Raw genomic sequence first — 10414 nt, 5'->3', positions numbered from 1 at the left:
ACGACACCCAAACCCGCGACACGAGCCGCCTACCGCCCGGCCCCGGAACGGGACCCGCTGGAGCCAGGCGGGTCCGGTCCGCTGCGCTCCCCGGACCCTTTGCCCGCTTCGCGGGCGGCTGGCTGCGGAGAGGGTTCGGCGGGGTGCGCGAGTTAGAAGAAGAGGCCGGCTACTCCCACGAGTGCGATGAGGCAGCCGATCCCGATAACGGTCCGCCGGCTCATGTCCCTCAACGGGATACCACCTGCAGCCATGCCCCAGGACTCACCTTGGTAGGAGTCCTTGTAGCGGGACCCCACCGTGGCGAAGAACAACCCGAACACAATGAACACCACGCTCACTACGACCGGCATCGAACGCTCCTCTTTCGATGGGCCTCCATACGGCTTCTCCGCGGTGCTGTGCCATGCAGACTCTGACCCCTGTTGGCATGGGCACAGCACCGCGGAGAAGCCCGCGGGAAGGTCACGCTTCCTGCGGGTGGCCGCCGTCTCCTTCGACCACTAGCCGGTCGGTCCCGGCCTCTTCATCACGTTCGGCGATGGTGACGTCAATCAGGCCGTCACCGGTGGTGTCGAACTGGTACAGGTCGGCTTTGCCGTCACCAGTGGTGTCGATCATCCACACGTCGGGCTTCCCGTCACCATTCGCGTCAGCGCTGAGGACGACATGATGCTCATCGCCTTGCGTCTCGATCACTTCTTCACCGATGTCCGTTGTGGTGTCCATGACCAGCGGATGCCCCCGGATCAGGAGGCGAAACAAGCATGAGTCGGTCTGTGCAATGGAGATGACGTCCTCTTCGCCACGCTTGCGAGCGGTGGAGCTCACCCTGTTCTTCTTGGGTTTCGCTTCAGTGCGGCGAGTCCAGCACCGCCGGCAATGGTGGAGGGTGACTCGGGTTTTGAGGTCGCGGCCGGGAGGCCGGCGGGGAGAGGTGGGGGGTACCGGCTTGGTGCCGGCCCCGTGAAAACCGGCCCTGTGGGGGGCTGCCGGTGGGCCTCACGGGCGACGGTATACCGGTGGCAGAACCGCGGTGGTGTCGCTCTGTCTTGTCTTCTGGTCGGGGTTGCCGCTTCCGTAGCGGCCGATTCGGTGTGCTTCCTTCTTTGAAAACTTTCTGGGAATCCTTATGTCGGGGCCGTGCCTCTCCCGCGGGCGAAGCCGGAGTTCCGAGGTGTGGTGCTGTTCAGACGGAGGTGATGGGCGCGTCCGTGTCGGTCCAGTCGCCATCGAAGAGGGCCGTAACGAGTTGGGCGTGTTCGGGGTCGAGTTGGCCGGCGCGCATCTTGGTGCGGGTCTTGGCGAGCCAGGGGCCGATATTGACGGTGTCGCCGTCGACGGTGACCGTCTCTCGGGCTCCTGGAGCTCGGTGCTCGCGGTGGAGGAAGAGTTCGAGGATCTGAACTGTTTCGGCGAAGGTTCGGCGGGCGGCTGGGCGCGGAGTGAGGGTGCTGAGGACAGCGGTGAGGTCGAGGGCGGTGAGGAGTTCGTGCTGACCTGGCTCCAAGGTCTTCCACTGGGTGAGCTGGCGGATGGCCCAGCTGCCGAGGCTCGTGTTGCCGACGGTGGTGGCGGGGGTGAGGAGGTGTCCGGTTTCGAGGTGGCGGCGTAGCAGGTGGTATTTGCGGTGCCAGTCGGGGCCGTACGGGAGCAGCCAGTGGGGGTCGATGGCTGCGAGGTCGGCGGTGCGGGCGGGGGTGAGGTGGCCGTGGGTGGCGAGGGAGCGCTGTTCGGCGAGCCAGGAGCCGAGGGGGCTTGTGGAGGGGGCGGCGAGGTGGCCGTGGGTGCGGTGGTAGGTGGTGGCTGTGGTGAGGCGGGCGCGCCAGGCTGCGTGGTGTTTGTCCCAGATCATTCCAAGGGCGTCGAGTTCTGCGGTCCAGTCTGCGTCGAGACGGCCGGCTGTTGCTGCTTCGCGTGTGGTGGTGATGAAGCGGCCGAGTTCGAAGCCGGCGGTATCGGTGTGGTCGGCGGGGATGTCGAGGTGGCCGTGGGTGTTGTGGAATGCCTGGGCGGATGCGAGACCTTCTCGGCGGGTGCGGGTCAGGGGGCCGCGGGGGTTGAACGCGATGAGGTCCATGGCGCGGGCGATGCGTTCGGGGTGGAGGGTGAAGTCGAAGTGCCAGCGGTGCTGGATGAGGCGGCTGGTCTCGGTGGGCAGGCGGTTGGCTTTGTTGGGGAGGCGTTCGAGGATGCGGTGGTCGTGGCTTGCCAGGGCGGTGGTGATGGCCCAGACGGGCTCGTAGGCGGTGCCGAGGATGTTTTCCGGGTCGGCGTCGGGCGGGACGTAGACGGGGACGATGAGGCTGGCGACCTTGCCGCTGACGTCCAGGCGCAGGGCGCGGCCGAGTCCTTGGACGCAGCGGATGATGCTGCTGGTGGGGTCTGCGAAGACGACGGCGTCGACGCTGGGGATGTCGATGCCTTCGGCGATGACTTTCGCGTTGGCGAGGATGGCGCGGGGTGCGGCGGCGAAGCGGGTGAGGATGTCGGCGCGTTCGTCGGTGGTGTGGTCGCCGTGGACGAAGAAGACTTCCGGGTCCAGGCCTGGGTAGGCGTGGGGGTCGGCTTTGCGCAGGCGGCGCAGGGTGTGCGGGAGCTGGCGTGCGAAGCGGATGGAGTCTTCGACGAGGTGGAAGAAGATGAGGGTCCGGCGCATGGAGTGTGTGGCCATGGCGTTGAGGACCGCGAGGTGGAGGGCGGTGGTGCGCAGTGCGTCCTCGGTGCCGGTGTCGGTGGGGGGTGAGGCGGTGGGGGCGGGGAGGTTGAGGCGGGTGCGGAGTTCGGTGTCGGTGACGGTGGGGATCACGATGCGGTAGTCGGCGGCTACGGCGTCTTCGATGGCTTGGGCCAGGGGGTATTCGAAGACTTTCTTTCCGTAGGCGGTCTCGTTGTCCATGCTGTTGGCTACGGCGTCGGGGGCGGGTTCTGGTGTGGTGTGGGAGGGGCTGCGGCGGGTGGGGGCCGCGTCGGTGCGGGTGGGGGCTGCGAAGCTGCGTGGGGTGGCGGTCATGTAGAGGCGGCGGTCCGCGCGGATGCGTGCCGCGTCGTTGACGGCGGCCCATTTTTTGTCGGCCCGGCCGGCGATCCGGTGGGCTTCGTCCATGATCGCGAGATCGAAGTGGGGCACGGGGTAGCGGGTGTGCTGGGTGGCTTCGATCTTGTCGAGTGAGTCGTAGGTGGCGATCAGCGTCAGTGCGGGGAGCTGGTCTTCCTCCTCCCCCACGACCGACATGAGGGCGCTGAGTGCTTCGGCGCTGCTGGTGGAGCCGACGCGGCGGGCGGCGAGCGCGGTGTGTCCGGCGCTGTCCATCGAGGAGACGATCACCATGTGCTCGTGGTGGCCGTCCCGGCGCCAGGCGAGAGCGGTCTGCGCTGCCAGGTCCAGCGTGGGGACGACGACCAGGACCAGGCGGGCGTCGAGTTCGTCCGCGGCACGGATCGACAGGAGCGTTTTGCCCGTTCCCGTCGCGGCCACGTAGAGGGCGCGGGTGTTGGGGCGGCGCAGATGCCGTACGACCGCTCGCAGTCCCTGCACCTGGTCCGGGCGCAGCTCGGGACGGTGGGGGGTGGGGGGCTGGAGCGGGGTGACCATGGTCGTCATCATGACGCACCCGATACGGGCTTCGGAGTGTGGTCGCGGTGCGGGTTCTGTTTCCGGGGGCCCGTGTGGGTTGCGGCAGGGCGGTCGTGGTGCGGATCGGACCGTCCCCGAGTGCGGCGATGGCCTCGTGGTGGCTGGTGTGTGGAGTCGCTGCTGTGCCGGGGGCCCGGGGCGGTGCGGGGGTCGGGTTCTTGTGTCAGCGGGTGGCTGTGGTGAGGGCGGCGTCCGTTTCGTAGGGGGCGAAGCCGGTGTTGTTCTTGCAGCCGAGTTCTTCGAAGGTGTTGGCCTTGGTTTCCGGGTCGGTGTGGGTCAGGCGGAATTTGCAGGCGCCCTTGATGTAGCGGCCCTTGACGCCGCCGGGGAAGTCGATCTCCTTGTTCCAGAGGTAGGGGGAACTGTAGTCGTTGAGGCGGGCGGTGGCGTTCACGTCGATGCCGCCGGGCGCGTAGATCTCGTAGACCCAGCCGGTCTTGGCGCTGCCGTAGGTGGCGAACTTCTGGGCGACCCACTTCTCGCAGCTGGTGCTGAGGTGTGCGCTGTTCTGGCCGCCGCCCTTGACGATGTACTCGGCGAGTGGGGTCATCTGGTCGCCGCGGGGTGTGAAGCCGGTCTGGAAGATCTCCTCGACGGTTTCCCGGGTGTCGCCGCGCCACAGGGTGTTGACGTCCGTGCGCCACTGCCAGCGCTCGGAGGTGGCGGTGGAGGCGACGGGGCGGGCGATCGAGGTGTTGGTTGTCGTGCGCCACCAGTCCCAGGCCCGGTACTCGACGGTCGGGCCGCATGGTGTGGTCAGGTCGTCCACGGCGGTGGTTCGTACGGTGGCGGTGGCGGCGGCTGGGGAGACGGCGGCGGCGGAGATGAGGGAGGCGGCGGCGAGTACGCGCAGAGCGGCTTGCAGCATGGTGGGGCCCATCAGTCGATCAATGTGACGGGCCTCTTTATAGGGGTGGTCGCCGGTTCGTCGCGGGCGTGGTGCGTCGGGTCCACCCGCACGGGTGGATCAGTCGTACCGGGGAAAGGTTCCTCCGGCGCGGTAGGGCGGTCTTGTCGGGGTGTGTATCCGCGGGGTCCGGCGTCGCCGCCTTGGGGGCGGGGGCGGCGGGCCGGTCGCGCGTGTGTCAGGGGGTGGGCGGGGTCCAGTCGGCGGGCAGGCCGGACTGGGTGAGGACGGTGGCGAGGCTGTAGTGGTCGCGGTCGGAGGTGATCCGGCAGCGGTTCTTGTCGAGGTCGAGGACGGTGGTCATGGGGACGGCGAAGGGTTTGGGTGCGCCCTTGAGGTGGCCGGAGTAGACGGCTCGGACGGTGATGCGGTTCCTGTCGAGGCGGGTGGTGCGGATGGTGACGTGGACGTTGTCTATGAGGGTGTCGGCGCGGGCCTTCCACCCGGCGATTTCCTTGCGGCCGCGGAAGGTGACGGCCACGGCTTCGTCGGTGTAGGTGCCGTCGGTGGTGAACAGGGCGCCGAGGGCTTGGGGGTCGGTGCCGTTCCAGGCGCGGGCCCAGGCGGTGACGATGCCCGGGGTGTGGTGGTTGGTGTCCTGTGTGGCGTGGGCGGTGGGGGCGGTGGCGCTGAGGGCGGCGGCGGCGGTCAGCACGGTGAGGGTGCGGAGGGGGAGGGATGTCATGTCGGTTCTCCTTTGGGGTGGGTGGGGGTGGGTGGGGGTGGACTGCCGTGTGGGGGTGCGGCGGTCACGGCACACAGACTCGGGGCAGGAGGTGTCCACTTTCCAGGCCGTGGGGAGTTGGTGGCTGCCCAGTGCTGTCCATGGCTGTCCACCGCCGGGGCTTTCGGCGCCGTGTGCGGCGTGGTCGCCGTCCGGTGTGGGCCGGGCTTGTTCGGGCGCTCGTCTCCGGGGGTGGGTGCGAGCGGGGTGACGGGGGTGGCGGAGGGGTCTTCCGCGGTGTTCAGGGATCCGCCGCGCCGGGGTACGAGGAGGTCGTCGTCGTGCCCGGGGCGCATCGGACCGGAGGGAAGCATTGGTCACGCATGATGACCGTGCGAACCGCTGAGGAGGGGCGCGGGAGGGGGGAGCAGGCCGGTTCGGTCGCACGTGCTGGTGGCCCTGGTGGGTGGGTGGGTGTGGGTCGCTTCGGTTCGGGCCGGTTCGGTTTGCTGTGGTCGGTGGTGGTGGTCGGGTTGTTTTGCGGTACCGGGCGAGGGTGCGACGGCCGGCCGTCGCGTCGGGGACGTTTGCCCGCGGGGACCGGTGGAAGAGTCGGACGTACGGTCGGCCGGGCCCTGCCTCTGGGCGGCGGCCGGTCCTCTTCGATGTCATGAACCGGGAGCCCGCTGATGCGCTTGTACGCCCAGACCCCAGCACGTCGGAACCGTCAGGTGATCGGGGACCTGATCGCCGTGGGCCTGATGGCCGCCGCGGTGTGGTTCGCCCTCGCTGTCCGTGATGCGGTCATGCTGCTGGCCGAGCCGGGGCGGAGGGTGGAGAGTTCGGGTGACAGCCTCGCCGGCGCACTCGGTGAGGCTGGTGACGCGGCTTCGAAGGTGCCGCTCGTCGGTGGTCTCCTGAAGAGGCCGCTCCAGTCGGCGGCCGACGCCGGTGCCGGGTTCGCCGACGCGGGGCAGTCGCTCCAGGACACCGTCGGCCGGGTCGCCGACCTGACGACCGCGGCTCTGATCGTGGTTCCCGTGGTTGTGGTGCTGCTGTTGTGGCTTCCGCCGCGCCTGCGGTGGATCCGGCGGAGCGTCACCGTTCGGCGTCTTCTCGACTCGCCTGGAGGCTCCGATCTGCTGGCCCTGCGTGCCCTGACCGGGCCGCTGGGCGACCTCGCCGCGGTTGCGGCTCCTGCGGGCGGCCTCGCCGACGCGTGGCGTCGCGGGGACCGGCAGGTCATCGCCGACCTGTGTGAGGTGGCGCTCAGGCGGGCGGGTCTGCGGCCCTGACGGGTGGTGTCCCGGTGCCGGGGGGACGGTACCTGGCCGGTGTCAATTCGTGCCCCCTGGAGTCGCATCCGGCTGTGACGCCCCGTTAGTCTGAGCATGTTCAAAACGATATTGGGGGCGGCTGCGCGTGCGATCGGCGCGGGGAGTCGCGGTGGAGGGGATTTTCAGTGGATTTCAAGCGTATCGCCGTCGTGGCCGCGGCCGCGGTGGTCGGCCCGACGGTGCTCATGGCGACCCCGGCGATGGCCGACGAGGTCAAGAACCCCGCGGTGAGTACCCCGGACGCGGCGCCGAAGGACGAGGCCGCCCCGGCGCAAGGCGCTGACGTTCCCGCCGCGAAGCCGGCGGTGCCCGCCGCGCGGGAGGACGGCCGTCAGGGAGCCGGCCCGGACGCGGGCCGGGAGCGCGAGAGCGGCGGTGACCGTGCCACGGCGGGTGTGCCCGCGCTGACTCTCGACGGCCTGCCGAAGAAGGGCTTCAAGGCCGGCGCCGACTGGAGTGAGTTCTCCCTCCACGTCGACAACTCGGGCCGCGGGAGCATCGACAATTACAGCCTCGAGCTGGCCCTGTGGACGCTGGACACCACCGGCTTCGAGGACGGCGACGCCCGGCTGGAGGTGTACGCGCCGGGTGCCGGGGGGACCTGGGGCTGGCACGGGGTCGAGGCGTACGGCTCGGAGGAGGCCTGGAGTTTCTCGCTGGCCGAGGTCGACGTCGAGAAGAACGAGGTCTTCGATCTGCGGCTGCGGATGAAGTTCGCCAAGGACGCTCCGGCCACGCGCCTGTCCCTGGACACGACGGCCGAGGGCGGCAGCGCGCCGCGCGTCAAGCACCGGACCCAGCTCACCGCGGCCGATCAGCAGACGGCCCGTCAGGGCCCGAAGCTGGGGCTCGACGGTCTGCCGCAGGGCGGCTTCGTGGCCGGGGGCGGCTGGCGGCAGCTCGCGCTGCACGTCGACAACTCCGGCAGGGAGGCGATCGGCACGTACACCTTCTCGTTCTTCCTGTTCCCCGACGGCAAGAACGTGCTGCGGGCCAAGCACTTCGACATCGAGGCCTGGAACGGCACGGCGTGGGTGCCCCTCGAGAAGGACAGCCTCGGCCAGACCCCCGGGGCCATCTTCGACTGGGCCGTGGGCAAGAACGCGAAGTTCGACATCAAGCTCCGGGTCCGGGCCGCGGCCGATACCCCGGACAGTGCGATCGCGGTCATCCTGTACGCGGACAGCAACGACTCGGAGCACCCGGTCGAGTCGGACATGGTCGTGAAGTCCACGTCGGTCCACAAGGCGGGTACGGACACCGGCAATGGGACCGGTACGGGGACGGGGACGGGGACGGGGACGGGTACGGGGACGGGGACGGGTACGGGGACCGGCGGGAACCAGCCGTCCCCGGACGGCGGTGCCAAGCCGGTCGGCACCACCACCGCCACCGCGACGAACGCCACCGGCGGCCAGCTGGCCCAGACCGGCGCCGACTCGGCCACGAGCTGGGCCCTCGGCGCTTCCGGGATGGCGCTCGCCCTGGGTGCCGCGCTCGTGGCGGGCACCGGCCGGCGTCGCCGCCCGACCGTGTAGCGGCGTACGGGCGGCCCGGGGTTCCGGGACGGCCCGCGCAGCGCCCTTGGGCCCCCCTCGGCACTTCCCGCCGTGGGGGGCCTGGTCGTGTGGGAGCCCGGGCGAACAGGCCGTCAGTACCGCGGGGGTCCCGCGAGGGGGCGCAGGCGGCGGTGTTCGAGGACCGTGGCGAGGGCGTAGGCTCCGCCGCCCGCGACGGCGAGGACCCAGTAGAGGCCGGGGGTGTCGAGGGAGAGTGCCGCGGTGGAGGTCAGGGCGAGCCAGACGCCGAGGGTGTAGTGCAGCAGGTTGCGGCGTACGGCGCCTTCGGCGAGGTAGAGCAGGCCGACGACGAGTCCGGAGCCGGCGGGCCAGAGGACGGAGGGGAGTTCCGGCATGCCCAGGACGGAGGTGAGGCCGGTGATGGCGAGGAACAGGGCGGTGAAGGCGGCGATCCAGGCGGCGCCGAGGAGTCTGCCGGACAGGACGTCGGGCGCGGCGGCCCCGCGCTGGGCCCGTAGCGCGGCGGTGGTGGCCTGGGCGATGCCGGTGGTGAGGCCGATTCCGAGGAAGGTCATGGGCAGCCAGCCGGGCAGGTCGAGCAGGGGGGTGTCGCCCTGGGAGGCCGCGGCGGCGCCGTGGCCGAGGACGTAGGCGAGTCCGAAGCTGAGGTAGGCGGCGCGGTTGTCGACCTCGTGCGGACGGCTGGTCGGACGGGCGCGGGAGACGGGCGGTGTTGCGGTCGCGTGGCCGGACATGGTGCAGGCCCCTCCGGGGTGGTGTGGTGGGCGGATGCGTGTACGGGGCGGGCGGGGCTGTGCGCCGTATCGGGGCGGGCGCCGTGGGGGCGGGTGGTGCGGGAAGGTGTGGGGGCGGCGGGTGGCCGTGGGGCCGCTGTGCCGGTGGTCCCACGGCGGGGGCGCGGCCGGTGCCGCTTCCCTGCCGTGGGGGTGGTGGGTGGGTCAGTGGTCGTTGCCGTCCAGGGCGCTGTCGGGGATCCAGGAGCCGTGGATGCCGGCGGTCACGCGGCGGGGCAGGTGGACGGTGGCGATCCGGTCGAGGCCGGCGGCGTCCAGGACCAGGAGCTGGGAGGCGTCCTGCTTGAGGTCGGAGACCACGGTGAGCAGGTAGCCGTCGTCTTCGTTGGTGGCGCCGGCGGCGGGGACGAAGACGGCTTCGCTGGGCAGGCGGGCGTCGCCGACCTGGTGGATGCGGCGGGCGCCGGTGGTGCGGTCGTACTTGACGATGCCGTAGCCGCCGAATCCCTGCTGGTCGGGGAAGGAGACCGCGTACTGGTAGCGGTGCTCGGCGCCCAGATAGTCCTCGTTGAGGGTGGGGAACTCGACCGCGAGGTCGTCGATGATCTGTTCGTCGACGGTGCCGGCGGTCGTGTCGATGACCCAGCGGCGGGTGTAGGAGCGGGTGTTGGGCTCGGTGCCGCGGCCGGGGGCGCCGACCCACCAGTTCCAGGAGAGCTGGAAGCCCTCGCGGTCGACGGTGGGGCCTTCCAGGACGATGCGGCCCTGTCCGTCCTCGTAGGCGTTGGCGGCGTGCAGCATGTTGCCGGGTTCGATGGAGTACCAGCGGATGTGCCGGGCTCCGTCTTCTCCGCGGGGCATGACGCCGATGCGGGAGGGCTGCTGGTCGCTCCAGGCGTAGGGGATGCCGGAGTGTTCGGCGGGGTCGAAGGTGACGTTGCCCTCGATGAAGACCACGTGGCGGCGGGTGATGGCGAAGTCGTGCTTGAGGGAGGCGGTCGCTCCGGGGACTTCGAAGCTGTGGGTGACGGCGCCCTTGGCGTCGGCGACGTAGTAGGTCAGGAAGGGCGGGAAGGGTGAGGAGCCGAAGAAGTGGAGCTCGCCCGTCAGCGGGTCCTGCTTGGGGTGGGCGGTCATGGCGGTGTGCAGCTTCCCGTCGAAGTCGTGGGCGCCGACCGTCTCCAGGTCGCGGGTGAGTTCGAAGGGGAGGTTGGCCTCGCAGAGGGCGAGGAGCCGTCCGGCGTGTTCGATGACGTGGGTGCCGGCGGTGCTGGCGGTGAGGTCGGGGCCGCGTTCGGTCATGTAGGGGGCGCCGTCGAGGGCGGGGGTGTGGACCCAGCGGTTGCGGTACCACTCGGCGCGGCCGTCGCGGAGGCGGAGGCCGTGGACCATGCCGCTGCCCTTGAACCAGTGGGCGGGGGTGATGCCGGGCTTGGGGTTGTGGCTGTTGCGGATCAGCCGGCCGGTCAGCTCGGGGGGCAGGGCGCCCTCGACGGTGAGGCCGGTGGCGGTGATCTCGTCGGTGACGGGGGTGTAGTGGCCGGTCAGGTAGGGCGGGGTCGTCATTGTGTGGTCCTCGGGTCGGGTCGGGTGG

Annotated in this window: 8 protein-coding genes; 2 read left to right on the top strand and 6 right to left on the bottom strand. The window is 70.5% G+C overall.

Going from position 1 to position 10414, the window contains the following annotated elements:
• Positions 1-465: 465 nt before the first annotated feature.
• The 4 genes from ABT106_RS07585 to ABT106_RS07570 form a co-directional block, all read right to left on the bottom strand.
• The gene (locus ABT106_RS07585; RefSeq protein WP_351273718.1) at positions 466-831 is read right to left on the bottom strand and encodes a hypothetical protein; all 366 of its coding nucleotides are present in this window, start codon (positions 829-831) and stop codon (positions 466-468) included.
• Between the two features lie 358 nt (positions 832-1189).
• Positions 1190-3607, bottom strand: coding sequence for a DEAD/DEAH box helicase (locus tag ABT106_RS07580; protein ID WP_351273715.1), 2418 nt, complete (start codon positions 3605-3607; stop codon positions 1190-1192).
• 193 nt (positions 3608-3800) lie between these two features.
• Positions 3801-4505, bottom strand: a complete 705-nt coding sequence (locus ABT106_RS07575) for a scabin-related ADP-ribosyltransferase (RefSeq protein ID WP_351273713.1) — start codon at positions 4503-4505, stop codon at positions 3801-3803.
• Positions 4506-4722: 217 nt separating this feature from the next.
• The gene (locus ABT106_RS07570) at positions 4723-5229 is read right to left on the bottom strand and encodes a nuclear transport factor 2 family protein (RefSeq protein ID WP_351273710.1); all 507 of its coding nucleotides are present in this window, start codon (positions 5227-5229) and stop codon (positions 4723-4725) included.
• A gap of 710 nt (positions 5230-5939) precedes the next feature.
• Between ABT106_RS07570 and ABT106_RS07565 the strand changes: the two genes are divergently transcribed.
• Together ABT106_RS07565 and ABT106_RS07560 are read left to right on the top strand one after the other, a co-directional pair.
• Positions 5940-6503, top strand: a complete 564-nt coding sequence (locus ABT106_RS07565; protein WP_351273708.1) for a hypothetical protein — start codon at positions 5940-5942, stop codon at positions 6501-6503.
• Positions 6504-6670: 167 nt separating this feature from the next.
• A complete protein-coding gene (locus tag ABT106_RS07560) occupies positions 6671-8083 on the top strand; it encodes a hypothetical protein (protein ID WP_351273705.1) in 1413 nt (470 codons plus the stop codon).
• A 113-nt stretch (positions 8084-8196) separates the two neighbouring features.
• On the opposite strand, the gene ABT106_RS07555 is transcribed toward ABT106_RS07560, so the two are convergent.
• Both ABT106_RS07555 and ABT106_RS07550 read right to left on the bottom strand, forming a co-directional pair.
• Positions 8197-8820 carry an ABC transporter permease gene (locus ABT106_RS07555; RefSeq protein WP_351273702.1) on the bottom strand — a complete coding sequence of 208 codons (624 nt, stop codon included), beginning with the start codon at positions 8818-8820 and terminating at the stop codon, positions 8197-8199.
• 204 nt (positions 8821-9024) lie between these two features.
• A complete protein-coding gene (locus tag ABT106_RS07550) occupies positions 9025-10386 on the bottom strand; it encodes a carotenoid oxygenase family protein (RefSeq protein WP_351273699.1) in 1362 nt (453 codons plus the stop codon).
• Between the last annotated feature and the right edge of the window lie 28 nt (positions 10387-10414).

The sequence above is a fragment of the Streptomyces sp. NPDC002044 genome (genome assembly GCF_040296725.1).
Taxonomy (GTDB): Bacteria; Actinomycetota; Actinomycetes; order Streptomycetales; family Streptomycetaceae; genus Streptomyces; species Streptomyces antarcticus.
The sequence above is the reverse complement of the archived record's forward strand: the minus strand, read 5'-3'. Positions and strand labels throughout refer to the sequence as shown.

Coding starts and splice junctions, on each gene's coding strand:
- ABT106_RS07550 (WP_351273699.1), bottom strand. CDS start 10,386: ATGACGACCCCGCCCTACCTGACCGGCCACTACACCCCCGTCACCGAC.
- ABT106_RS07570 (WP_351273710.1), bottom strand. CDS start 5,229: ATGACATCCCTCCCCCTCCGCACCCTCACCGTGCTGACCGCCGCCGCC.
- ABT106_RS07555 (WP_351273702.1), bottom strand. CDS start 8,820: ATGTCCGGCCACGCGACCGCAACACCGCCCGTCTCCCGCGCCCGTCCG.
- ABT106_RS07575 (WP_351273713.1), bottom strand. CDS start 4,505: ATGCTGCAAGCCGCTCTGCGCGTACTCGCCGCCGCCTCCCTCATCTCC.
- ABT106_RS07580 (WP_351273715.1), bottom strand. CDS start 3,607: ATGATGACGACCATGGTCACCCCGCTCCAGCCCCCCACCCCCCACCGT.